The 25,266-nt window shown below is 62.3% G+C and carries 16 protein-coding genes, 1 tRNA gene, 1 pseudogene and 1 other annotated feature; of the genes and pseudogenes, 16 read left to right on the top strand and 2 right to left on the bottom strand.

Annotated elements, in window-relative coordinates:
• Nucleotides 1-106: 106 nt before the first annotated feature.
• Nucleotides 107-991: a 16S rRNA (cytidine(1402)-2'-O)-methyltransferase gene (rsmI, locus tag B9Z01_RS10540; RefSeq protein WP_085482646.1), complete on the bottom strand. Its 885-nt coding sequence runs from the start codon at nt 989-991 to the stop codon at nt 107-109.
• Between the two features lie 37 nt (nt 992-1,028).
• Between rsmI and B9Z01_RS10535 the strand changes: the two genes are divergently transcribed.
• From B9Z01_RS10535 to B9Z01_RS10465, 15 genes and pseudogenes are all read left to right on the top strand, one after another.
• Nucleotides 1,029-1,538 (top strand): YraN family protein, encoded by a 510-nt coding sequence (locus B9Z01_RS10535; RefSeq protein WP_085482644.1) that lies wholly within the window; start codon nt 1,029-1,031, stop codon nt 1,536-1,538.
• A gap of 172 nt (nt 1,539-1,710) precedes the next feature.
• A complete protein-coding gene (locus B9Z01_RS10530) occupies nt 1,711-2,298 on the top strand; it encodes a phosphoheptose isomerase (RefSeq protein WP_085482642.1) in 588 nt (195 codons plus the stop codon).
• A gap of 26 nt (nt 2,299-2,324) precedes the next feature.
• A complete protein-coding gene (locus B9Z01_RS10525; RefSeq protein WP_085482640.1) occupies nt 2,325-3,116 on the top strand; it encodes a BON domain-containing protein in 792 nt (263 codons plus the stop codon).
• Between the two features lie 56 nt (nt 3,117-3,172).
• Nucleotides 3,173-3,463, top strand: coding sequence for a c-type cytochrome (locus tag B9Z01_RS10520; protein WP_085483491.1), 291 nt, complete (start codon nt 3,173-3,175; stop codon nt 3,461-3,463).
• 64 nt (nt 3,464-3,527) lie between these two features.
• Nucleotides 3,528-3,603 (top strand) — tRNA-Ala (locus tag B9Z01_RS10515).
• 556 nt (nt 3,604-4,159) lie between these two features.
• Nucleotides 4,160-4,366, top strand: coding sequence for a helix-turn-helix domain-containing protein (locus B9Z01_RS10510; protein WP_338047364.1), 207 nt, complete (start codon nt 4,160-4,162; stop codon nt 4,364-4,366).
• A complete protein-coding gene (gene pglW, locus B9Z01_RS10505; protein WP_085482636.1) occupies nt 4,363-8,616 on the top strand; it encodes a BREX system serine/threonine kinase PglW in 4,254 nt (1,417 codons plus the stop codon). The genes B9Z01_RS10510 and pglW overlap by 4 nt, the downstream gene beginning before the upstream one ends.
• 37 nt (nt 8,617-8,653) lie before the next feature.
• Nucleotides 8,654-12,274, top strand: coding sequence for a BREX-2 system adenine-specific DNA-methyltransferase PglX (pglX, locus tag B9Z01_RS10500; protein ID WP_085483489.1), 3,621 nt, complete (start codon nt 8,654-8,656; stop codon nt 12,272-12,274).
• Between the two features lie 33 nt (nt 12,275-12,307).
• Nucleotides 12,308-16,006: a BREX-2 system ATPase PglY family protein gene (locus B9Z01_RS10495; protein ID WP_085482634.1), complete on the top strand. Its 3,699-nt coding sequence runs from the start codon at nt 12,308-12,310 to the stop codon at nt 16,004-16,006.
• Nucleotides 16,003-18,714 carry a BREX-2 system phosphatase PglZ gene (pglZ, locus tag B9Z01_RS10490; protein WP_244195981.1) on the top strand — a complete coding sequence of 904 codons (2,712 nt, stop codon included), beginning with the start codon at nt 16,003-16,005 and terminating at the stop codon, nt 18,712-18,714. The genes B9Z01_RS10495 and pglZ overlap by 4 nt, the downstream gene beginning before the upstream one ends.
• The gene (gene brxD, locus B9Z01_RS10485; RefSeq protein WP_085482632.1) at nt 18,711-20,024 is read left to right on the top strand and encodes a BREX system ATP-binding protein BrxD; all 1,314 of its coding nucleotides are present in this window, start codon (nt 18,711-18,713) and stop codon (nt 20,022-20,024) included. Before pglZ ends, brxD begins: the two co-directional genes overlap by 4 nt.
• Complete coding sequence (locus B9Z01_RS10480) at nt 20,021-22,030, top strand: DEAD/DEAH box helicase (RefSeq protein ID WP_085482630.1); 2,010 nt, start codon at nt 20,021-20,023, stop codon at nt 22,028-22,030. Before brxD ends, B9Z01_RS10480 begins: the two co-directional genes overlap by 4 nt.
• Before the next feature lie 280 nt (nt 22,031-22,310).
• Nucleotides 22,311-22,520 (top strand): hypothetical protein, encoded by a 210-nt coding sequence (locus tag B9Z01_RS10475; protein ID WP_085482628.1) that lies wholly within the window; start codon nt 22,311-22,313, stop codon nt 22,518-22,520.
• Entirely contained in the window at nt 22,496-23,380 is an 885-nt protein-coding gene (locus tag B9Z01_RS10470) for a hypothetical protein (RefSeq protein ID WP_143808884.1), read from the top strand. The genes B9Z01_RS10475 and B9Z01_RS10470 overlap by 25 nt, the downstream gene beginning before the upstream one ends.
• Before the next feature lie 12 nt (nt 23,381-23,392).
• Nucleotides 23,393-24,348 (top strand): annotated as a pseudogene (locus B9Z01_RS10465) (transposase).
• Nucleotides 23,674-23,789, top strand: a sequence feature (AL1L pseudoknot). Its footprint overlaps the pseudogene before it by 116 nt.
• 281 nt (nt 24,349-24,629) lie before the next feature.
• Here B9Z01_RS10465 and B9Z01_RS35495 read toward each other — a convergent pair.
• The gene (locus tag B9Z01_RS35495; protein WP_167387462.1) at nt 24,630-24,785 is read right to left on the bottom strand and encodes a hypothetical protein; all 156 of its coding nucleotides are present in this window, start codon (nt 24,783-24,785) and stop codon (nt 24,630-24,632) included.
• Between the two features lie 159 nt (nt 24,786-24,944).
• Here B9Z01_RS35495 and B9Z01_RS10460 point away from each other — a divergent pair, with 159 nt between their 5' ends.
• Nucleotides 24,945-25,262 (top strand): hypothetical protein, encoded by a 318-nt coding sequence (locus B9Z01_RS10460; RefSeq protein WP_085482624.1) that lies wholly within the window; start codon nt 24,945-24,947, stop codon nt 25,260-25,262.
• Nucleotides 25,263-25,266 lie beyond the last annotated feature (4 nt).

The raw sequence follows: 25,266 nt of genomic DNA, 5'->3' as shown, positions 1-25,266 counted from the left end.
TCTCAAAACAGTCTGCAGAACAACGAAGGGCCGCCTCAATCATTGGCGGCCCTTTTTCTTTTTCCCATCCACGTCAGGCATCGAGCTTACCCGCTGATATCGGGCATCAAGCGTCGGGCCTGTCTTCCTTCAGCGCCAGCGCGCGCGTGTACAGTGCGTTGCGCGACGCGCCAGTGAGCGCGGCCGCGACCTTCGCCGCGCTGCTCACCGTCAGTTCGTCCAGCAGAATGCCGAGCAACGCGTCGTGATCGTGTTCGCCAGCGGCTTGCGGCGCCGCGCCTTCCACCACCACCACGAACTCGCCGCGCTGCCGGTTGGGATCGGCGGCGAGCCACGCTGGCGCTTCGGCCAGGGTGCCGCGGTGCAGCGCTTCATGTAACTTTGTCAGTTCCCGCGCGATCAGCAGTTTGCGCTCGCCGCCGAACGCGTCGGCGAGCGCCTGCACTGTCTCGACGATCCGGTGCGGCGCTTCGTAGAACACCATCGCATGAGGATGCGTCGCGAGCGACTGCAACGCCGCTGCGCGCGCCTTCGGCTTCGGCGGCAGGAAGCCGAGGAACGAGAACGTCGCGACCCAGTCGCCGGCCGCGCTCAACGCGGTGGCGAGCGCGCTTGCGCCGGGAAGCGGGATCACCGCAAAGCCGGCCTCGCGCACGGCGTCGACGAGCTTCGCGCCTGGGTCCGAGATGCCGGGCGTGCCCGCGTCGGACACGTAGGCCACGCGCTCGCCCGCCCGCAGATGCTCGATCACGCGCTGCGCCGCCGCGCGCTCGTTGTGCTGATGCACGGCGACGAGCGGCTTCGATATGCCGTAGCGCGCGAGCAGTTGACCGGTGTTGCGCGTGTCCTCGGCGGCGATGCGATCCGCGAGTCCGAGCACATGCAGCGCGCGCAGCGTGATGTCGGCGACGTTGCCGATCGGCGTGGCCACCACATACAGCGCGGCGGCAGGGTACTGCTGCCCTTGCGCGAGTTCGGAGAGAGGAGTCATGAGACGGAAGACGCAAACAGACGGAACGAGGCCGCCATTGTGCCATGCGGTGTCGCGCGAACCGGGTGCGGCGGCAATGGCGCAGACCGCAACACCGGACGCGGCGCGAGGCGCTGCAGCAAACTCGGCGCCAAAAAACGCCACGGCCCCATCGCACAACTTTTCCGGGCCGCGCGGGTCCAAATCGGTCGGCGCGGCTTTCGAGGCGCGTGCGCGCGAGTTCCTGCAGCGCCAGCGTTTGAGGTTCGTCGCGTGCAACGTCGCGTGCCGGGGCGGCGAGATCGATCTCGTGATGAGCGATCGCGACGGCACGATGGTGTTCGTCGAAGTCCGCGCGCGTGCGCAGCGTCACTACGGCGGCGCGGCGGCCAGTATCGGCTGGCACAAGAAACAGCGCATCGTGCGCGCGGCGCGGCACTACCTCGCCACGAACGTGTCGAGAAACCGCGGTTCACGCGAGCAGCCCGCGTGCCGTTTCGACGTGGTTGCGTTCGACGGCGGCCGGCTCGTCTGGTTGCGCGATGCGTTTCGCGCCGACGAAGTCTGACGGCCCGCACGGGCAACGCGCGTGAGTGCGATAAACTTGCGCTCGCGTGCTGCGCCCGAACGCTCGCGTGCCGCGCCGGAAAAGCGGTGCTCGCGAGGTGCGCAACCCGGCAATATGACTTCACAACACGGCCGCGCAGTGCGGTCCATTTGCGGTAGAAGATAGAGACTCGATGTCAGTCGAACGCATTCAACAACACTTCCGCGACAGCGCGGCAGTCAAACTCGAAGCCCTCGAAACCCTGTCGATGCCGATCGCCGCAGCGATCGACACGATGTTCGCCGCGCTTGCCAACGGCAATCGCATCCTCGCGTGCGGCAACGGCGGGTCGGCCGCCGACGCGCAACATTTCGCGGCCGAGCTGATCGGCCGCTTCGAGCGCGAGCGGCCGGGCTTGCCGGCCATCGCGCTCAGCACCGACACCTCGGTGCTCACCGCCATCGCCAACGACTATTCGTTCGAGCAGATTTATTCGAAGCAGGTCTGGGCGCTCGGCCAGCCGGGCGACGTGCTGCTCGCGATCACCACGTCCGGCAATTCCGCGAACGTGCTCGCCGCGATCGAAGCCGCGCACGAGCGCGAGATGATCGTCGTCGCGCTGACCGGCAAGGGCGGCGGACGCGCGCAGGAAGTATTGAGCGATACCGATATCCACGTGTGCGTGCCATCCGAGCGCACCGCGCGTATCCAGGAAGTGCACCTGTTGACCATCCATTGCTTGTGCGACGGCATCGATGCCATGTTGCTCGGCGAAGACTGAGACTGATTCCGAAGGAGAGCTAGTTAATGAGCGTATTCCGCGTCAAGAAGACACTGGTGAGAACCGTGCTGGTGGTTGGGTTCGCGGCGGGGCTGTCCGCGACGCTGCAGGGCTGCTTTCTCGCGGTCGCGGGCGCGGCGGGCGGCGGCGCGCTCGTGGCGACCGACCGGCGCACGCTCGGCGCGCAGACCGAGGATCGCGAGCTGCAGGTGAAGGCGCTGTCGCAGATCAGCCAGAACCTGCCGGACAGCGCGCACGTCAACGTCGCGGTGTTCAACCGGCGCGTACTGCTGACCGGCGAGGTGGCGGGCGACGCGTCGAAGCAGCGCGCCGAGAGCATCGTGCGCGGTCTGAACAACGTCAATACGATCGTCAACGAACTGGCGATCATGCCGGCGAGTTCGTTCTCGTCGCGCACCAACGACACCTACCTCGAGACGCGCGTGAAAACCGCGTTGATCGCCGAGAAGAATATTTCCGCGAACAACTTCAAAGTAGTGGCCGAACGCGGCAACGTCTATCTGATGGGCCTCGTCACGATGGATGAAGGCAACCGCGGCGCCGACGTCGCGAGCCGCGTGCCGGGCGTCGTGCAGGTCGTGAAGGTGTTCCAGTACATCCAGCCGCAGGAAGCCGCGGCCGCGGCCACCGCGGCTGCGACGCCGCCGGTGGCCGCGTCGCAGACCGAGGCGGCCGAGCCGACGGTCGGCGCGATCCCCGATTCGTCGGTGAGCGCGCGGCCGCTCGAACAGCAGGCTCCTGCACCGGTGAGTAATTCGACGTCGGTGCACCCGGGCAACCCGAACGCGACGCCGTGAAGCGCCTCGGGACTCGCGCGAGCTTCGCGCTGATACTGGGCGCGCTGGCGAGCGTGATGGCGCCGGCTGCGTACGCGGCAGAGGCGCCGCGCGGCCAGCAGGTCGCCAATGCCAATGCGTGCATGGGATGTCACGCGGTGGATCGCAAGCTCGTCGGGCCGTCGTTCCAGCAGATCGCCGCGAAATACAAGGGCGATGCGCAAGCGCCGGCGAAACTCGCGCGCAAGGTGAAGGACGGCGGCTCCGGCGTGTGGGGCATGATTCCGATGCCGGCGCATCAATCGATGAGCGATGCGGACATTCGCTCGGTGGTCGACTGGGTGCTCGCGGGCGCGCCGTCCAGATGAGGTTTTCCCGAGCCGGGAGGTGTCGCAAAAGGGAAAACGGCTGTGCTAGAATTATTCACACGTTGGGGGGGTAGCTCAGCTGGGAGAGCGTCGCGTTCGCAATGCGAAGGTCGGGAGTTCGATCCTCCTCCTCTCCACCAATAAGGATTCCACGAAGCTCTGCATGAGACTGGAGCCATGTTTTTGCGCTAGAGATATGCTTCAAAGAGAAAGCCGACCAATCAGGTCGGCTTTTCTATTTCTGCCGTACGTCAAGAACAAAGTGGCTCGACTAGCGGCCGCGGAGGCACGAATTTCGGTGCGGGCAAGCGCGCGATCTTTCTAGCAGCGTTGACGATTGCTGTCATGGAGCATGCCGTCGGCAACGATTACCCGCACTTGGGCTTCGTCGTCATCGACTCGCTACTCAAGTTCGTTGGGGATGGTGACGATGAAGGTCGTTGAGGCCTCTCCACCGGAATGCCTAGGGACAAACGAGGCGTTGGCATAAGCAGTTATCGGGCTGTGCCTGCACATTTGTCGCGTAGCGCCACAGAATGCCAATTTGTCGCGTATCAGCGAAGCGCACCTATCGGAAGCAGGTTGGAGCCGCCTAAATCGTCTTGGTAGACAAGGCATTCGCCGTGTATTTCCCAAAGAAAAATGTTATCCTGCGCAGCATTCCGTCTTCCGTGTTCCACCATGATCCGCTGCCATTTGTCGACCCTGATGGGCCGCGACAAGCTGCGTGTTTCCGACGTTGCCCGCATAACAGGCTTGAACCGCAGCACGGTGAAGTCTCTTTGTAACGAGACGGCCACACGCATCGAATTACCGGCGATCAGCAAACTCTGCGAACTGTTCCGGTGCGGAACCGCGGACCTTTTTGAATATCTTCCGGACGAGACGGAGCGCAACGTATGACCCTGAGCGCCAACCGATGGCATGTCATCGCCGAGTCCAGCTTTCCTTGGGAGCGCGAAGCGCTCGAGTGGCTCCGCGCACAATTACCCGATCGCGACCCGTGGCACGTCTGGACGAATTTCGAGTTCATTGACGACGAAGGCAAGGTCAACGAAGTCGACGCACTGGCGCTGACGCCCGCCGGACTTTTCATCATCGAGATCAAATCGCGGCCGGGGAGCGTCTCCGGCGACGCCCATACGTGGACATGGTCTACCGATGGCCGCGAACGCTCGGTGGACAACCCGTTGCTGCTCACGGACCGTAAATCAAAACGCCTTGCCAGCTTGCTGCGACGGCAGCGGTCGGTGATGAAGGCCAAGATCCGGCTGCCGTTCATCGAGCCGCTGGTGTTCCTGTCGTCCACGACGCTCCATTGCAAGTTGCAGGGACACGCTCGCTCCGGCGTGTTCCTTCGAGGCCGCCCGGGCGACATCGAGGACAACGGCATCATCGGCGCCCTTTCCCGCGGCGTCCGCCCAAGCCAGCATCCGCCGGTGGACAGCCAGCAAGTTTACACCATTGCGCGCGGATTGACGGAAGCGGGCATCCGTCCGTCTAACAAGCATCGGCAGGTCGGCGACTACCAGTTGATCAAGATGATCGTGGACGGCCCTAGCTATCAGGAGTGGGTGGCCCAACACGTCAGCGTCGACGTGCAGCGTCGCGTGCGCATCTACAACCTCGCGAGCGCCACCAGCCCGGAAGAGCGTCAGGCGCGGGTCACCCAGGCCCAGCGCGAATTCAAGATCCTTGAAGGCATCGAGCACAGCGGCATTCTGCGCTGCCGCGACTACAAGGACACCGAGCTCGGTCCAGCCCTCATCTTCGATCACGATCCCAAGGCGGTCCGCCTCGACCACCTTATTCGCGACCACGGACAGCGAATGCATGCGGGCCATCGGCTGGCACTCGTGCGGCAGATCGCAGAAGTGCTCAAGTTTGCCCATTCGCGTCGCCTGTTCCACCGGGCATTGGGTCCGCAAAGCGTGCTGGTTCGCGGCGTCGAAAGCGGCGAGTTGAACGTACAGCTGATGAACTGGCAAACGGCCGCGCGCGAGGCGGCCTCTCCCGGCAGCAGCGTCAATTACACCACTGGTACGCAGCATGTCGAGGCCTACGTCGATGATCCTGGTCTTGTCTACCTCGCGCCTGAGACAACGCGTGCCGATCCGGCACATGGCGCGGAGCTGGATATCTTTTCGCTTGGATGCCTCACCTACTTGATCTTCAGTGGGCAGGCACCCGCCACGTCGACACTGGAGCTCGCGGACAAGCTGCGGCTTGGGCCCGGCCTACGTCTTTCGGACGTCCTCGATGGCTGCAGCACGCACCTGCATGAACTCGTTCAGTTCGCCACCAACCCGGAAGTCGTGACACGATACGACACCGTCCGAGGGTTTCTCGACGACCTCGATAAAGTCGAGGATGAACTCACGGCCCCTGATCCAGAGCGTACCGTCGACCCGAGCCGTGCCGGCCCCGGCGACCGGATTGACGGCAGCTTCACCGTGGTCAAGCGACTGGGCAGAGGATCGTCCAGCGACGCTTTGCTCGTGCGTCCGGACGGCAGCGACGAAGAACTCGTTCTGAAGGTTGCCGTCGATGCGTCCAGGAGCGAAAACCTCGAAGCGGAAGCCGATGCGCTCGGCAAGCTGCAGCACGCGAACATCGTCGGGCTACGGGAAAAGCGCACGGTCGCGGGCCGTACTGCATTGCTGCTGAAGCGAGCCGGCGAGGAAACGCTCGCGCAGAAGCTCAAACGCGAAGGGCGGCTTTCGCTCGACATGTTGCAGCGCTTCGGCGAAGAACTGATCGATGCCGTACGGCACATCGAGGATGCGGCCGTCATCCACCGCGACATCAAGCCGGACAACATCGGGATCACGGAGTCGCGCACGAAGCGGCTCAAGCTCGTGCTGTTCGATTTTTCGTTGACGCGCACGCCAGCCGAGAACCTCACTGCTGGCACGCCGCCCTATCTAGATCCCTTCCTCTCGCTTCGACCTCACCGGCGTTGGGATCTGTCGGCGGAACGCTTCGCCGCGGCAGTCACGCTCTACGAAATGGCAGTGGGCAAACCGCCGCGTTGGGGCGATGGCCGGACGGCACCGGCCATGCTCGATGTCGAGGTGACCATCGAGTCCGATGTCTTCGATCCCGTGGTGCGGCAGCCCCTTGCCGAGTTCTTTTCGAAGGCCTTGCGGCGCGACTTCCGCGAACGTCACGACAATGCCGAGGAGATGCTGCGAGCCTGGCGCCATGTCTTCGAACGCGCGTCGACCACGCATCCGCCCGCAACCGACAGCTTCGAAGCCATCGCGCTGACCACCACGATCCAGACCACGATGGCCGAACTCGGCTACAGCCTGGAAGCGCAGGATGTGCTCGAGCGCATGGGCATCCACAACGCGCGCGAGCTGCTCGCGGTCGACCGCATCCGGTTCCGGTATCTGCGAGGTGTCGGGGACAAGATCCGCAAGGAGATCCGGCTCAAGGCGAAGGAGCTGGCGTATTTGCGGCCGGACCTTACGCAGGGGCGCGGCAGCCTGCACACGGCCGGCGACGACGACGGCGAGGACACGCGGGGCGCGATTACCGTCAACGAGCTGGCCGAGATCCTGCTGCCGCGCCGCCCTGCCGGCGACGATCGCCCGGAGGAAGCCGCGCTCGCGTACTACCTGGGTCTCGATGACGAAGTTCCCGCCGGCGACTGGCCGACATTGGGAGACGCGTCACAGGCATCCCATCTGGACCGCGGCACGCTGACGACAGCCTTGATCAAGGCCCGCGAGCGCTGGCTGAAGAACAAGGCGTTCACCGAACTTCGCACGCAGCTCGATGCGCTGCTTACGTCCCAAGGGCAGGTGATGACCGCTCACGAAGTAGCGTTCGCGCTGCTGGCGCTGCGTGGGTGTGCGATCCAGGAGGACGCCGAGCGCCTGCGACTCGCGTGCGCCGTCACGCGGGCGGCACTCGAAGCCGAGTCGCATCTCGACAAGCCCCGTTTTGAGATCTTCGAGCACAGCCCGGTCGCGCTCGTCGCGACGTCCCAACCGTGGGCCGATTACGCCCGCCACCTGGGAACGGTCGCGGATACCTGCGCGTTAGCGGACCCGTTAATGCCACCGGGCCGCGTCCTCGAAGCACTTGAAGCCGTGTCGCCGCCGACGCCGTACGGCATCGACCTGGACGCGGACGACGCGATGGCTATTCCGCCGATCGCTTCCGCGCGCCTGCTTCGCCTCGCGACGATGGCATCGCGCCAGGCGGCGCTCTCCAGCCGACAGGAGATCTATCCGCGTGGCATGTCTGCGTTGATGGCACTGAAGCAATCGATGGGCGCACTGATCGGCGCAGTGGAGTTGAAGATTCGTGAATTGCAGGATCGGGTGCATGGCCGCTATCCCGAGGCCGACCCATTGCCGAAGCGACCCGACCTCGACCGTCTGCTGGAAGAGGCTGGCGCGCCACTGCAATGGGACCAGTCCTGCGATCACGGTGCCGGCGCCTACCGGCGACAGAGTTTGGGAACCCATGCAACGGTCGGCCCAACCACCCGATTCGTCGATTACTCGACTGCCGATAACAGCGCGTCACCTCGGATGGCCGTAGCCGTAGCCGACGCAAGAGCGATAGAAGACCGCTTGCAACACAGCCTCAAGCAAGGCGGCCTGCTGGTTTTGACGACGGAACCGCGCATTGCTCAGCGGGCAGAGGCAAAGCTGTTGCAACGGTTCGGCACAAGCGAACTGCGGCCGCAAGGGCTGGAGCGGCTTAGCGTTGACGCGTTGCTGCTGCGTGAACTGCGCGCTCAGGCCGCCGAGTTGGGCGTCGACTGGTCTGTAGTATTGCGGGCAGACGGCGCTGAACCAGGCTCGCGCGACTGGCGCAATCTGCTTGGTCTCGTGAAGCGCACTGTCCCGGCACTGATGAAGGCCTTGCTGGACAGTCCGGCTCCACTGTTGGTGGTCAATGCGGGTTTGCTGGCTCGCTACGACCTGATGAGCGTCGTCAGCGATCTGGAGGCGACCGCTGGCCGCCCTGGGCGTACACCTGCGGTATGGCTGCTGCTGCCCTGCCACGAACCGGGTGTTGCGTTTATCGATGCAACGCCAGTTCCCCTCGTCAGTGCGAGCGCCGTGACCGCGCTCACCCAGCCGTGGGTCGACGACGTGCATCGTGCAGCGGTTGCTGTACAGGCGCACTGACGGCCACACGCTACAACCGACAATAAAAGAGAAGACCTTGATTAACGCTACGCAACTCCTCGCCGATCTCACTCGCCAGCTCAAGCGGCTGGAGGACGATCTACGGCAACGCATCGCCGACGTATCCGAACTCAAGGCTGGTTTGACTGCTGAATGGCAAGCTGCGCGTGATGCGGAACGAACCGCCGAGACCTTCGATAGCTGGGCGGAACAGGTCATCACGCAGGCGGGCGTGCATTGGCTGCTTTCGTGCGTATTCATCCGCTTCATCGAAGACAACAGTCTCGTGGATCGTCCGTGGCTAGGCGGCACGCCCGAGTCAGGCCGGCTGGCATTGGCACGCGATCGGCACGAGGCTTACTTCCGGGCGCATCCCACGCATAGCGACCGCGAATATCTGCTGGGCGCCTTCCTTGAGGCAGGCACGCTGCCGGGTCTGCATACGTTCTTTGATGAAGGGCACAACCCGGTTTTCCGACTGGGCATCAGCGGCGATGCTGCGATGGAACTGCGTCAGTTCTGGCAGAAGGTGGACCCGAACACCGGCACGCTGATTCATGACTTCACGGACCCCGATTGGAACACGCGCTTCCTTGGCGATCTGTATCAGGATCTGTCTGAGGCCACTCGCAAGCGCTATGCGCTGCTGCAAACCCCGGAGTTCGTCGAGGAATTTATCCTCGATCGCACGCTGACACCGGCCATCCGTGAATTCGGGTTTCGTGAAGTGCGGATGATCGATCCGACTTGCGGTAGTGGGCACTTCTTGCTGGGGGGCTTTTATCGGCTCGTGGATGAATGGTCGCGTAACGAGCCTGCGCGCAATCGGCGCGATGTCGCGCAGAAAGCACTGGACGCCGTGGCGGGCGTCGATCTGAATCCGTTCGCCGTGGCGATTGCGCGCTTCCGGTTGCTCGTGGCTGCGCTCAAGGTGAGCGACGTGCATCGCCTTTCAGAAGCACCGAACTTCAAACTGAATGTGGCTATTGGCGACAGTCTTCTACACGGCAAGCGCTTTGGTCTGTCGGCCACTGATGACATGTTTGGAGCCGCTGAGGCTTATGCCGGGACCGAGCTCGCTCATGCGTACGCCAGCGAGGATCTGGAGGAGGTCAACCGTGTTTTGGGGCAGCAGTACCATGCGGTGGTGGGCAACCCGCCGTATATCGTTGTTAGGGATACAGCACTGAACGCGGCGTATCGGCGGCGATACGCTAGCTGCCATCGCCAGTATTCGCTTGGTTGCCCGTTCACCGAACGTTTTTTTGATCTCGCCGTGACCGGCAACGGCCGGTCCGCAGGCTACGTCGGGCTGATTACCGCCAATTCGTTCATGAAGCGCGAATTCGGCAGTAAATTGATCAAGGAGGTATTGCCGCGGCTGGATCTGACGCACGTTGTTGACACTTCGGGTGCCTACATACCGGGGCACGGTACACCGACAGTGATTCTGTTCGGTCGTCATCGTAGGCCAGTGGGCGAGGCGGTTCGCACTGTCATGGGCATCAGGGGTGAGCCGAGAACGCCTGATGACCCAGCACACGGACTCGTCTGGTCAGCCATCGTTGGCCAGATAGACTGCGCGGGATCGGAGGGCGATTTTATAAGCGTGAGCGACACGTCTAGGGCCACCTATTGCAGGCATCCGTGGAGTATCGGAGGCGGAGGCGTTGCTGATCTCCGAGAGCAGATAGAGGCCATCGCTGAAAATACGATTGATGACATCGGAGGGGACCTTGGCTATCACATCATCACCGGGGAAGACAATTGCCTGATGGTTCCTCAAAATGCTGTAACGAGGCTCCACGTTGAACACTACCGACCGATCGTCGAGGGCGACGGAATTCGGGACTGGAGCTGTGCTGGCCCTGATGTTGTCCTTTGGCCGTATGCGCCTGATGGAAGCGACTTACCCGAGAGCGCCAGACACTCTCACATCGCCTTTCTTTGGCGGTATCGGACTTCCCTACGGGGGAGAAAAGCCTTTGGAGTGCCAGTAGAAGAGCGGGGGCTACGCTGGTGGGATCTACGGGAGGTCTATCGTTCGAGGCTCCGAACGCCGATGACGATCGTCGGGGCTTTCGTGGCTACCCACAATCACTTCGCCGTCGACCATGGGGAACATCTCTTCAAGCAATCGGCGCCGATTATCAAGTTGACACCGGGAAGTGATCCGGCTACCTACGTTGGTCTTCTAGGACTGTTGAACTCGTCTACGGCTTGCTTTTGGTTGAAGCAAGTCTGCTTCAACAAGGGAGATTCAACGGATTCTCAAGGTGCGAGGACTACTGGCGACTCCGCGTTCGATACATATGAGTTCGCACCGACAAAACTAGCCGCATTTCCCCTGCCAAAGAGCTGGCCACTAGAGTTGGCCAACAAACTTGACAAACTGGCTCGTGAACTCCAGGGCGAGCGACCTACGCATCTGCTGACTGGTCCTACTGGTCGCAGTGTCGCTCTTCCATCCAGATCCCAACTTGATTCCGCCCGAAAGTGGGGAGTTTTGCTGTGCAAAAGGATGGTGGCTCTTCAGGAGGAGCTTGATTGGCAGTGCTATCGCCTGTATGAACTGTTATCCCCAGAAACTTCCGCAGAATGCCTTGAGTTCTCCACGCCACCGGAAATTAGCATTGGCGAGCGCGCTTTCGAGATCGTGCTGGCTCGCCGCATTGCGTCAGGCAAAGAGGCCTCCACTTGGTTCGAACGCCACGGCTCCATCCCGATCACGGAGATCCCAACACACTGGCCCGAGGACTACCGACAGGTCGTCCAGCGCCGCGTTGACCTGATCGAGCGAGACCGCAACATCGGCCTCATCGAGCGACCCGAGTACAAGCGCCGCTGGAATACGCCTGCCTGGGAGGATCTGGAGCGTGCCGCACTGCGAGACTGGCTACTCGACCACCTTGAAGCCCCACACTTGTGGCCAGTCAGCGACGACCAACCACCCCAACTCACCACCGTTAGCCGCCTCGCCGACGCAGTGCGCACCAACACCGACTTCATGCAGATCGCCGAGCTATACGCTGGCCATTCTGACTTCGACGTAGGCCAGGTCGTGGCCGAACTCGTCGCGAGCGAATCGGTGCCCTTTCTGCCGGTGCTGCGCTACACCGACAGCGGCTTACGCAAGCACGCGCAGTGGGAAGACACTTGGGCACAGCAACGCCGCGAGGACGCAGGCGAGGACGTCGGCAAGATCCCAGTGCCGCCGAAGTATCAGAACAAAGACTTCCTGAAAACCGACTTCTGGCGCCTGCGAGGCGGTCTGGACGTCCCGAAGGAACGCTGGATCAGCTACCCACACTGCGAACGCGGCGCCGACACCAGCCTCGTCATCGCATGGGCCGGTTGGAACCACCTGCAACAAGCTACGGCTATCGCCGCTTGCTACCTTGAAATGAAAGACAACGAGGGGTGGCCGCGCGAGCGCCTGCAACCGTTGCTGTCCGGCCTGCTCGAACTCGTGCCGTGGCTCAAGCAGCGGCACAACGAAGTCGATCCGACCTTCGGCGAGCGTATGGGCGATTACTACGCCGGCTTCCTCGCGGACCAGGCCCGGGAACTGGGTTACACCTTCGACGATCTTCGCGCCTGGAAGCCGGCCGCCGCGTTGGCCGGCCGTAGACGCGGCAGACGCCGGAAACTAGCCTAAAGTACAAAGAAAAGCGAACCTGAGAAGCCTCCTATGCCATTGATCAAAGAGCTCATTTCGATACCCGAGCGGGTTCACCAGGGCGACTTCGTGCTGAAACTGTCCGAGGGCGTCACGCACCCCGAGCAGACACTGCGCGATTACGTCGTCACGCCGCAGCTCGCGGACGCGTTCAAGAATGCGCTGGGGTTCGTCCAGCAAGCAGTGCTTTCCGGCGCGAGCAAAGCGGCTTACTTGCATGGCTCGTTCGGCTCGGGCAAGAGCCACTTCATGGCCGTGCTTAACCTGCTGCTCGCGGGAAACATGCAGGCGCGCGCGATCCCCGAATTGGCCGACGCTGTCGCGCAAACCACCTGGACGCAGGGCAAGCGCTTTTTGATGGTGCCGTATCACATGATCGGTGCCCGAGACATGGAGTCCGGCATTCTCGGCCAGTACGCCGAGTATGTCCGGCATTTGCATCCCGAAGCGCCGATTCCAGGCTTCTATCTGGCCGAGGAACTGTTCCGCGATGCAGAGGCGTTCCGGACCCGTCTGGGAGACGAAGCCTTTTTCAGCAAGCTGAACGAAGGAAGCGCCACCGGCGGCAGCGGATGGGGTGCATTGGACACCGGATGGGACGCAACGAGCTTCGAAGCCGCGATGCTGGAGCCGCCCAACGGCCCCGAACGCGCGCGCCTCGTAGGCGATTTGATCGCGCAGTTCTTCTCCGCTTATCGCTCGCTGGCCGGCGACAGCGAATCGTTCGTGTCGCTGGACGACGGCCTCGCGATCATGAGCCGGCACGCGCAGGACCTCGGCTACGATGCAGTCATTCTGTTCCTCGACGAACTGGTGTTGTGGCTCGCGAGTCACGCAGCGGATGTCAACTTCGTCAGCCGTGAGGGCACCAAGCTGGTCAAGCTCGTCGAGGCGACCAACGCCGACCGGCCGGTTCCGTTGATCAGCTTCGTCGCGCGCCAGCGTGATCTGCGCGAACTGGTGGGCGACAACCTGCCCGGCGCCATCGGCGTGCAATTCACCGACGTGCTACGCCATTGGGAAGCCCGTTTTCACCGGATCACGCTCGAAGACCGTAACCTCCCGGCCATCGCCGAGAAGCGCGTGCTGCGTCCGATCAACGACGCGGCAAAGGCAACGCTGACAGCGGCCTTCGACGAAGTGCTGAGGTTGCGGCGCGACGTGCTGGACACGCTGCTCACGACGGAAGCGGATCGGGAGATGTTCCGCAAGGTCTACCCGTTCAGCCCGGCACTTGTGCAGACGCTGATCGCCGTGTCGGCCGCGTTGCAGCGCGAGCGCACTGCGCTGAAGCTCATGCTACAACTGCTGGTGGACCGGCGCGATGACCTGGAGCTCGGTCAACTGATCCCGGTGGGCGATCTGTGGGACGTGATCGCCGACGGCGACGAGCCGTTCGAAGCAATGCGCGTGCAATTCGAAAACGCAAAACGGCTTTACAACCAGCGCCTGCTGCCGATGCTTGAGGCTAAACATGGCGTGACATGGGAAGCCTGCAAACTGGGGCAGGCCGATCCCACTCTTGCGAGAAATCTGCGCAACGATGCGCGACTGCTAAAGACCTTGCTGCTGTCCGCACTGGTGCCGAATGTCGAATCGCTGAAGGCGCTGACAGCTCAACGGCTCGCCGCGTTGAATCACGGCACATTTAGGTCACCCATTCCCGGACAGGAGGCGCAGCAGGTGCTGCGTAAGGTCCGTGACTGGGCTGGCGAAATCGGCGAAATCAAGGTCACGGAAGATGGCAACCCACTGGTATCGATCCAGATCACCGGTGTCGATCTCGAACGGGTGCTGGATCAGGCGAAGGCCATAGATAACCCGGGCAACCGCCGCAAGAAGGTGCGCGAACTCCTGTTCGACCAGTTGGGCATGCAGGACAACGGTGGGCTCTTTCTGACCTATGACTTTTCCTGGCGCGGTACGAAGCGCGAGGCTGAGGTGTTTTACGCAAACGTGCGTGAAATGCGGGACGAGGAACTCAAGGGCCGCTCCGGCGCCTGGAGCGTTATCCTCGACTTTCCGTTCGACGAACCCAATCGGACTCCCAACGACGATCTGGCCCGACTGGGCGATTACCGTGGCGGGAGCACCCGGACCCTCGTGTGGCTGCCGTCTTTCCTGAGCCAGAAGGCATTGAATGACCTCGGCCGATATGTCATTCTCGACTACATCCTCCAGGGTGAACGCTTCGACCAGCACGCGGCTCATCTGTCCATTGTCGATCGCGCGCAGGCTCGGGTTCTGGCCAGAAACCAGCGCGATTCGCTACGGGCAAAGCTCCGTAGTGCGCTCGAGGTCGCATACGGCATCTCCACGCAGCCAGAAGAAGCGGTGTCTCATGTCCTCACTGCGGAGCAACAGTTCCGCTCACTCGATCCGACGCTGACGCCAAGACCACCCGTCGGCGCCGATTTCAAGGCTGCTTTTGAAGATCTGCTAGGTCAGCTTTTTACCCATCAGTACCCGGCACATCCGCTGTTTGACAACGAAATCAAGCTTCCCAATGTGAGGAAAGTCTGGACTGAAGTCCGAACCGCGATCGATGCTCCACAACAGCGAAGCCTCGTCGCAGATCAGGCGTCGCGAAGAATCGTGCGCTCCATCGTCAACCCGTTGAAACTCGGTCAGATGGCCGAGACGCACTTGCTGATCGAGACTTACTGGCAGTCCCACTTTACGCAACGCATCGCGCTCGAAGGCGGTGGGCCGTTGACCGTCGGGAAGCTGCGCGAATGGATCGATCAGCCGAGGCCAATGGGTTTGCCGACGGAGCTACAGAACCTCTTGATCCTGGCTTTTTCGGCACAGACGAACCGCCGTTTCCTGTACCACGGCGGCCCTTTCGAACCTGACATTGACCGGCTGCCGGACGACGCGGAACTTCGCGAGGAGCAGTTGCCGTCGGCGGCGCACTGGCAGATCGCGCTTCAACGCGCATCCAGCGTTTTCGGCCTCGTACCGGCGCAGACATTGAACGCGGCCAACGTGGGCAAGCTGGTGTCGGATGTTACGCAGAAGGCCGGCGCGCAACGTGCTACGGTCGCGAGCCTCGTGTCGGCGGTGGCCGATCGCGCGGCCCGCTATGCTCCCGGCGAGTCGGGTGCGCGTCAACGCACGGCGGAGTCCGCGCAGGCGCTGCTCGCTGCGCTGGCGAATGCTGAGGATTCCACGCTGGTGATGACTCTCGCCACCATGTCGCTCGAAACCTCCGAAACCGCAGTCGGCATCGCGATCGCTCAGGCACAGGCCGCGGTAGACGCACTGCGGCAGGGCAACTGGCAACTCTTCGATGCAGTCCGCAATCTGTCCGACCACCGGCAGGCTGACGGTCAACGGCTCGCCGAGCAGCTAGCCGAATTGCTGCGCAACGACGAGCATGTCATTGGGCTAAAGATCAAGCTGGGCGAGCTGGTCCGCGATGCGGTCAGCCTGTTGTCCGAGCCGGCTAAACCGGGACCATCCTCTGCGGCAACAGACAGGCCACCTGCCACGCAACCGGAGTCCACCGAACCGCCGCCGCCGTTTCAAACGCCGGAGCCCACCAGCGACGTGCCCACGATAGTCGTTGAAGAGAGCCAGCGCGCGGATCTGGATGCCCAGTCGGCATCGGCGCTCCTTCAGCAGATCAAGGCGAAGCTGGACAACGACGCCGAGCTGGAGCTGACCCTGCACTGGCGCTTGCAGCGCAGAGGGGGAACACAACATTGAGCTCAACGCAGATCGTTTCGATCGCACAGATCGGCGCCCAACTCGACTCGGTCTTGCAACGCGACGCTGACGCCTCCGTCGTGGCGATTCGTGCGTCGACAAAGGGACAGTGGCCGGAATTCCTGCAACGGGCCGGCCGGCGTTACAACCTGCGCTGGTGCGAAAGCCGGCTGGCGCTGCGCGAAGCGCTGACGGACCTCGAAACCGCCGGTGCGGGCACGGACGGCCTGATCCTGATGACGCCCCTAAGGGACACGGACGTTCCGTGGGACGTGGCCGCGAGGCTGGCGCGCGCGCGCATTTTTCAGCCGAAAGGATGGGAAATCCTGCGCGAGATGTTTGGGGCGAAGGAAACGGATGCCCGTCTGGGTCGCTACGACTGGATGCCCGACATGCTGATCGACAGCGCAGACGGCGAGCCATTCACGCCGGTACCCGGAGACTTTCTGGATTTGAAGACCGCTTGGCGTGAAGTATTTCGCCTTTGCCTCGGTCTCGATGCCACGCAATCCGACGCCGCCGCGCTGATGCGCTGGGCACAACGCCCGGATTTACCGGTGCTGCTGGACAAACTGGCGCCCAAGGCCCGTCGCGACATCCTGCAATGGATGAGCAGCCACGCAGGGCCGGCGGGCTCGTTGATCGTGCGCTGCATCGAAGCAGGAAGAGGATTCGATGCAGCGTCGCTTGGCCTGGTTTGCGACGTCGTATTCAGTACTGCCGCCGAAGGGATATCCGAGCTTGCGCAAGCCGCGGTTCGCATGGAGCGGTATGCCGCCGACCAGCATATTTCGGTATCTGAAGGCCGGGAATGGGCCAGCCAGGCTACGCGACTGCTCGAACATACGTCGCCCGAAGACGCAATGGCGACGCTCGAACGCGCCGACGCGATCATGCGGGAACTACGCGTAGGGGACTTTGCATACAGGAGTGACTGGCTGCCGCGCGGCTTCGAACAACGCCTCGCACGATTCGCACAGGTGTTGAGCGAACATGTGTCGACGCCGACCGATGCGCATGCGGCGCAACTGGAGGACGCGACCAACGCTGTGACCGATCATCATCTCGCGCCTTCGCAACCGCTACGCGTCGAACGGGTTCGCATGGCCCGGCGGCTGGCGCGCTGGCTGCTGCGTGCGCCATCGGCTACCGCGAATCTGGCGCAGCACATCGCGACGTATGCGGACGACGGTGCGTTCGTCGACTGGGCTCGCTTCAAGCTGCTGGGAGGCGACGAATTACCGGAGTTATCTGCGGCTTACGCGTCGTTGCGGCTTGTGGTTTCCCAGCGCCGCGATCAGTTGAACAAAGGGTTCGCCACGACACTTGCGACCGGCCTGCGCGAGTCGACGTCTGCCGGAGAGCGCGTTCTTCCGGTCGAATCCGTACTGCAAGAGCTGGTGGGCCGACTGGCGTCGTCCCACCCTGTGTTGCTTCTCGTCGTTGACGGGCTCAGCCTGTCGATCTTTCGCGAGCTTTTCGAGCGGCCGGAACGTCACGGTTGGGTCGAGCTTGCCCCCGAGGCCAGCGGCAAACCGTTGCTCGGACTGGCAGCGTTCCCAACGGTCACTGCCGTGAGCCGTACGAGTCTGTTGTGCGGCCGAATCGCCGTTGGGGCCGCAAGCAACGAAAAGACAGCATTTCGTACCTATCCGGCGCTGTTGCATCACAGCGGTACGATTCATTCACCGAAACTGTTTCACAAGGGCGACTTAAGCGCGGGGGGCAGTCTTTCCGCCGGTGTGCGCGAGGCGCTTGCCAATGCGTCGCAAAAGGTGGTGGGCGTGGTCTACAACGCCGTCGACGACCATCTAAGCGGACCTGACCAGCTGCACCAGCGATGGAACCTGGAAGACCTCCGGCTGCTGTTGCCGCTGCTGCGCGAGGCACGGGACTCCCGGCGTATCGTGATCGTCACCGCGGATCACGGGCACATGCTGGAAGAAGACAGCAGCCAGATTCCTGGTGGAATCAACGACCGTTGGCGCGCCGGTTCGCAGATCTCGGACCCCGGCGAGATCATGCTGTCCGGCGACCGAGTCCTGACACCAGAGGGGAACAATCAGGTGATTTGCATCTGGAGCGAATCTGCCCGTTATACCGGCCGCAAGAATGGCTATCACGGTGGAGCGTCGCTCGCTGAAGCCATCGTGCCGATGACTGTTCTCGCGCCATTCGGTGTCAATGTCGGCGACTGGATGCCCGCTCCGCCGCAGCAGCCTGTATGGTGGGATCTGCCGGAGCCGACATCCAGGCCTGCGCAACCCACCCCGGTCACCAGGACACCGGCCAAACGGGCTCCGGCCACGCCGGCTGCACAGGTCGGCTTGTTTGGCGACGAGGACATCCCGGTGCTGCAACGGATATCCGCGCCGGAAGCGGCTGACTGGGTCGCAGTGGTCCTGACGTCTGCGCTATACGCTTCACAGCGTCAGCTCGCTGCACGCGTTGCGTTGCCGGACGAGCAGATGCGCACGCTTCTCCACTCGCTCGACGAACGGGGCGGAAAGCTGACGCGTGCGGCACTGGCTCAACGACTAGGTATCCCCGAGCTGCGGCTGGGCGGCATGCTGAGCGCCGCACGCAGAATGCTGAACGTCGATCAGGCGCAAGTGCTGACCGTGGACGACGCATCGGACACGGTGGAAATCAACCGTGCGTTGCTGATGCAGCAATTTAGCGCTCCGTTAGCGGGAGACTCGCGATGATCGGCGCGGTCAGAAGGGAGGAGATCATTTCGGCGTTGCGTCGCGGCACAGTGCCCAACGCTGGGCTGGATGCCCTGGCGGTGGGGCTCGGGGGACTAGTTCCTGCGCTGGATGCGGAACTCGACGCAGTAGCCACAGGCCGTGCCGGTTTCAAGGCGATACGTGGCGAATACGGCAGCGGCAAGACTTTTTTCGGACGTTGGTTGCAGGAACGCGCTCGCGCCAAGGGATTTGCTACGAGCGAAGTCCAGATCAACGAAACCGAGACGCCGTTGCATCGGCTCGAAACCGTCTACCGGCGTCTGGTCGAGCGGCTGGGCACGAGCGATATGCCGGGCGGCGCGTTCCGTAGCATTATCGACGGCTGGTTCTTCGCGCTCGAGCAGGATGTTTTGGCGGACGGCCGCACTGACGCCGGCGACATAGCGGCTCTGCTCGAACGTACCAACGAGCTGATGGAGGCACGCCTTGCGTTGATCAGCCGGTCGGCGCCGGCCTTTTCGGCCGTGCTGCGGGCGTATCGCAAGGCCCTCTCGGAGGGAAACGTGCAATTGGCCGATGGCCTGATCAGCTGGCTGGCTGGCCAACCCAATGTCGCCGCAGGCGTCAAGCGGGCAGCAGGCGTCAAGGGAGATCTCGATCACTTCACGGCGACGAACTTCCTCATGGGGCTGTTGACGATCATGCGCGACAGTGGCTTTGCGGGACTGCTGCTGGTATTGGATGAAGTTGAGACGCTGCAACGGATGAGGGCCGATACGCGTGAGAAAGGTCTGAATGCGCTTCGGCAGTGGATTGATGAGATCGACGCGGGACGCTTTCCGGGGCTTTATCTTGTCATTACGGGCACACCCGCGTTCTATGACGGCCCGCAAGGCGTTCAACGTCTCGCGCCACTGGCTCAGCGGCTCCACGTGGATTTCGCTACCGACAGTCAGTTTGACAACCCTCGAGCAGTGCAGATTCGGCTCCAGCCGTTCAATCATTCGGCGCTGGTCGAAGTGGGCCGTCGTGTGCGGGACATATACGCTGGTGGACAACCCAACGAAGTGCGATTGCGTCGTCTTGTGGACGACGCTTACGTGGACACGCTTGCCACGGCGGTGGCCGGTGGGCTTGGCGGAAAGGTGGGCGTCGCACCTCGCCTGTTCCTCAAGAAACTCGTTGGCGACGTATTGGATCGGGTGGACCTGTACGAAAACTTCGCTCCTCGCCAGCACTACAAATTGACCCTTGCAGACACCGAGATGACCGTGAATGAACGGGCAGCCTCCGGGGCGAACTCTATCGACGACATCGAGCTGCCATGACGGCATTCGAGCGCCTGCATCCTGCCGTCCAGTACCACGTTGTGAATTCTCTGGGCTGGAGTACGCTGCGTCCCACGCAGCTCCAGGCGATCGATCCGGTCCACTCAGGCCACCATTGCCTGCTGCTTGCTCCCACCGCCGGCGGCAAGACCGAAGCAGCAATCATCCCAGTTCTATCGCGCATGACCACCGAAGAGTGGCGTGGGCTCAGTGTCCTGTATGTCTGCCCGATAAAGGCGCTGCTCAATAATCTGGAACCGCGGCTGGCCAGATACGCGGCCTTGCTCGGCCGCACCGTAGAGGTCTGGCACGGCGATGTCTCTGACAGTCGAAAACGGCGCGTACTGCGGGAGCCGCCGGATATCCTGCTGACCACACCCGAGTCGCTCGAAGGTATGCTGATTTCGCCGAGGCTGGAGCGGAAGTCGTGGTTCGGCAATGTGCGGACAGTCATCGCCGACGAGCTGCATGCGATTGCTGCGGACGACCGCGGATGGCATTTGCGATCCGTACTCGCACGAATCGACGAGTACACATCGCTGCCGATCCAGCGTATAGGCTTGTCGGCCACCGTGAGCAACCCGGAAGACATACTCGCCTGGTTCGCTCCTTCAGGTAACAGGTCGGTTGTCGGCTCTTCGACGGTATCGACCGATGCGGACGTGACCATCGATGCGGTAGGCAACCTGGAAAACGCCGCAATAGTCGTCTCGCGAATGTACCGTGGCGAAAAGCGTCTTGTGTTCTGCGACTCCCGGTCGAGTGCGGAAAAGCTCGGAGCGTCGTTGAACCGGCTTGGCGTGCGCACTTTCGTCAGCCACGCCTCACTCAGTGCAAGCGAACGACGACATGCCGAGGCGGCGTTCGCTGAGGAGCGCGATTGCGTCATCGTAGCGACGTCGACTCTCGAACTCGGCATCGATGTAGGCGACCTGGACCGCGTGATTCAGATCGATTCGCCCGCTTCAGTCGGATCTTTTTTGCAGCGTATGGGCCGCAGCGGTCGCCGGGCAGGATCCCGACGCAGTTGCCTGTTCCTGACGACCAGTGATCAGGGTCTTCTGACTGCGCTGGGTGTCTGTCAGCTGTGGTCGATGGGCTGGGTGGAAGCGGCCAGCCCACCGCCCGAACCGTGGAACGTGGTCGCCCAGCAGACCCTTCTGCTAGTACTGGAGATGGGTCAGGTGCCACGGCGCAGTCTGCGTGACACGTTGCTTCGCTCTTTTCCCGAACTCGTCCCCCTCGACATCGAGCGGCTAATTGATGGGCTCGCTGCCAGCCAATATCTGTTTGTCGATCCGGACGATGTCGCGCAGATTGGCCCCGCCGCCGAGCGGGCCTTTGGCGCCAGTCACTACCGTGATTTGATGGCTACCTTCAGCGGCCCCGAACTGCTTTCGGCCCGACACGGGAGCACGGAATTGGGTTTTCTGGATCCGTCCGTGTTCGCAGCTCAGGAGGGCCCGCACTTTGTGCTGCTCTCGGGGCGCAGCTGGAAGGTTAAGGAGATCGACTGGAAAAAACGCGTCGTCTGGCTGGAACCGGCCAAAGAGGGGGGCAAGGCTCGCTGGACGGGAGGAGGGCGTGAATTCGGAGCGGAACTCGCGCAGGCGATACGTGTGGTGCTGGAAAATGGCACGGTCAAATATGCCACTCTCTCGAAGCGCGCGACGGCCGCGCTCGAAGACCTTCGCAATGCGACCCCCGTCACCGCAGGTGCTGTGCAAGCGGTCGCGGCTGCCCGCTTCAAGTTATGGACTTTCGCCGGCACCTTGGCCAACCGCACGCGGATGTTACGCGAGGCCGCGCGAGGTGCGTATCGGTTCAACGGTCTTTCAATCGACTATCGCAGGGACCCTCGCATCAAGCCGGAAATACCGCTTCCGGAGTGCATTGACGACAATGCACTAATGGAACTCGTCAAGCTGATCAAATTTAACGAGATGCTACCGCCTGACCTGGCACTACGAATTGCCCGTCGGCGTAGGCTTGTTGCTGCGGAGTGAAAAGGCTGCTCTGATATCGAGCATCCTACACTGGTACTCTTGGAGTTGTGGTTGAGCATGTCGTCAGCGTCGTCACCCCGCAAATTGCCCAATCTCAAGCGATGGCAAAAAGCTTTTCACGGTTGACAGCAGAACCGACGATAAAGGCCGAAGTTTGCTACTTCCAATTCCTTGAGCGTACAAGTTTACGTGACCTGTTGCCCTCGTCATACGTGTGGAGCTGAGAGCTTTGCGCCAATCCGCGAAATCGTCCCGACGGAGCCCGCCAATCGAGCCCGCTTTGGGATGGACCTATCTGTCGCGCGGCGCGCTGGCCTGTGCGAAGGCGCAGATGGACGAAGAGTCCATGGGCGTGCGTGATGAGATCGGCTTTCTGACGATCTACCAGCGTTACGCCTATCGCTTTTTTCCCGGTGCATCAGTGCTGCACACTCGTGCTCGCGCTATGCAGTCATCGTGCCTTGGTTGTTCGAGGATCTGGCAGGATTGACGGGACCGGTAGCCACGCGCGCTCTGCGCGAACGCGAAAGGGTGCTTGCTGGCCGGCTCAGAGACGCGGGTGAATCCCAGGTGATTGGAGTGCGCGTCTTCCCTAAGCCATCGAGCCAGCCGCCGTCGACCGTGTATTGGAATGCGCTCGCGGTGTGGGGAATATTGCGTCCGCGCCTTGACGGGCGAGCGATTTCGCGAGCGCAAGCGCATCGGCAACTGAAGAGCTCGGGTACGGCAACTAATGACGATGGACAGCCGTTTCTCAGTTTCGATCCGCCGTTTGTGCCTCTCCCCGCTCGGCCGGATAGCTGGCATGCCGGACCGCTCACCCTCTGGCTGACGATTGCGGAAGCGGCGTTTCTCCGCGAACGGCTTTCCCAATTGCGCTCTAACGGTGACCACGAGCTTTCCCTGCTGCTTGCACGGTTGGTCCGTACCGAGGCTGCAGCCCCGTCCGGAATGTGGGCCGACGAGACTCGCGCAATAGCTGGCCCCGACCAGGAGTCGCTTGTGCACGCCCAACAAGTAGCAAGTCTGGCCGCTGTGGGGCGCGCCGTTTACGACCCGCTCCGGGAACGTATCGTCGAGGTCGACGATAGGCGGGAAACATCAACGCGACATCGCGATTACCTTACCGATGTAGTCGAGGAACATGGGGCGGTCGCGGTCAAGCTTGATGTCGATGCGCTTGAGGCGGACATTGGCGTGCTGCCTCCCAAATTGCGTGCTGTCCTGATAGCCACGAAGAATTGGATAGCGTCGAAGTCGCGTGACGAGGTCACGCTTCTCGATCTCTACACTGCGGCTGAAGCACGCAAGGTGAACCGCACCGGATTTTGTGGAGGCTCGCATTCTTGAGAGAATCGAGCTATGAACAAGAAGGTAACCAAGTTTTCCCCGGAAGTCCGGGAGCGCGCAGTGCGTCTGGTACGCGAGCAGCGTAGCGAACATCCGTCGATGTGGGCGGCGGTCGAATCGATTGCGCCGATGATCGGCTGTACGCCGCAGACACTGCTGGATTGGGGCAAGCGCGAGGAGGTCGAGCGTGATGAACGCAATGGTGCGAGCACAGCCGAGCGAGAACGCATCAACGCCCTGGAGCGTGAGGTCAAGGAGCTGCGCCGTACCAACGAGATTCTCAAGCTGGCGAGCGCGTTTTTCGCCCAGGCGGAGCTCGACCGCCGATTCAAGTCCTGAGGCCTTCGTCGATCAGCATCGCGACACCTTCGGTGTCGAGCCGATCTGCAAGGTTTTGCGGATTGCGCCGTCGGGCTACCGACGCCATGCTGCGCAGCTTCGTGATCCGTCAAAGCGCTGCACCCGCGCGAAGCGCGGTGAGCCGCTGCAACCGGAGATCAAACGTGTCTGGCAGGCCAACATGCAAGTCTATGGCGTGCCGAAGGTCTGGAAGCAGATGAACCGGGAGGGCATGGTGGTCGCGCGCTGCACGGTCGCGGCTGATGAAGCTGCAGGGCTTGCGAGGTGTAGTTCGCGGCAAGCGAGTTTGCACGACGACTCCCGATACGTCAGCATTCGATACAGCGAACGGTTGGCCGAGGCGGGTATCGAGCCGTCCGTCGGCAGCCGTGGCGACAGTTACGATAACGCGCTGGCTGAAACGATCAACGGTCTGTACAAGACCGAACTGATTCATCGGCGCACTCCGTGGAAAACGAGGGAATCCGTCGAACTGGCGACGCTGGAATGGGGCCTGGTACAACCATCATCGATTGATGGAACCGCTCGGCTATATTCCGCCCGCCGACGCTGAGGCAAACTACTACAGGCAACACAGAATTACTGCTGACGTGCCCGTATTAACGTAAACCAACCGGCCTTCACGATTCCCGGTGCGGTTCAGGGCATTTCCCAGACATCGCGCACACTTATTGCACCGCATCGTTTTCGGCTATACGGCTCAAATGAGCCAAACAACAATCCCAGCCCGCTTGCCGACGGTGGATGTGGAACATTAGCGGTGCGGCGGCTGGGTGTCGCCGGCAGACGCTGGCGCCTGAAGCCGCCACCAACCCGATCCGGCCGGATCATGCTGCACCGATGGCGACTCAACAGCCGAGCCGGCGGAACCCCGTTCCTCGCTACGTCATCAATGCCTGTGGTGCATCCAGCCCATGTGATGCGCGTCGAGCCACTGGCTCATACTCTCGCCCGAATGCGCCCGCATGTAACGCCGGGCAAACACGAATGCGGCGGCCAGCAGGACCGCCACGGCCACCAAAAAACCAATCATTGACTGAGTCATGGCAGCCTCCTTACAGGTAGCAACCATGCTTACATTTTAGACCCTGTGACAGCGGCTGACTGCCGATCTCGAGGACACGCCATCTGCCCCGGCCGATAGTTGGAACCCTCTGACCACAACAGGGCTACACTGAAACAGGATGGTCACCGGAGCACTATCATGGTCGACGCTACCCCTACCCGCACATTTCGCGGTCTTCCCCTGACTCCCGAGCAGGATGCAGAAGTCAGGCACTACATAAAACGGCAAAAGCAGCATGGCGTGCCGTGGGACACCCCGGAGTTGAAAGCCATGCTTCGCGACATGCTGCACCCCCCCGGTAGCGACGACGGAGAACCGGGCGAAACCGTCGACGAAACGAAGGCGGCCACGGAACGCGCGACAGCCTCCGTCGACGAGACCATGGACCCCATCGAGGCCAGCGAAGAGCGGAACGCGGCAATGGAAACCGAGAGTATGAGGGGCCCCAGGCGTTGAACCG

Origin of the sequence: Paraburkholderia susongensis (assembly GCF_900177725.1) — a bacterium.
Lineage (GTDB): Bacteria > Pseudomonadota > Gammaproteobacteria > Burkholderiales > Burkholderiaceae > Paraburkholderia > Paraburkholderia susongensis.
This window is presented reverse-complemented; position numbering and strand designations above follow the sequence as displayed.